The sequence below is a fragment of the Mesorhizobium sp. M1A.T.Ca.IN.004.03.1.1 genome (assembly GCF_003997555.1).
Lineage (GTDB): Bacteria > Pseudomonadota > Alphaproteobacteria > Rhizobiales > Rhizobiaceae > Mesorhizobium.
Genome location: NZ_RZTV01000660.1, coordinates 1 through 255, shown reverse-complemented (window position 1 = coordinate 255; position 255 = coordinate 1). Strand labels below are relative to the sequence as shown.

Sequence of the window (255 nt, the reverse complement as noted above, 5' to 3'; positions counted from 1 at the left end):
GCTTGAAAAGCCCGAGCAGGAGAAGCTTGCAGCGATCAACGAAAAGCTCGCGGGTCTCGGCACGCAGTTCGGCCAGAACGTGCTGGCCGACGAGAAGGCCTGGGCGCTGATGCTATCCGAGGGTGCAGAGCTCGACGGGCTGCCGGAATTCCTGCGCGACGCGATGGCAGCGGCGGCGCGCGAACGCGGCGAGGAGGGCAAATATGCGGTGACGCTGTCGCGCTCGATCATCGAGCCGTTCCTGACCTTTTCGGA

At 64.7% G+C, this 255-nt stretch carries 1 pseudogene; it reads left to right on the top strand.

The features are described from left to right. A pseudogene (locus tag EOD29_RS33300) lies at positions 1-255 on the top strand (peptidase M3); the annotation flags it as partial.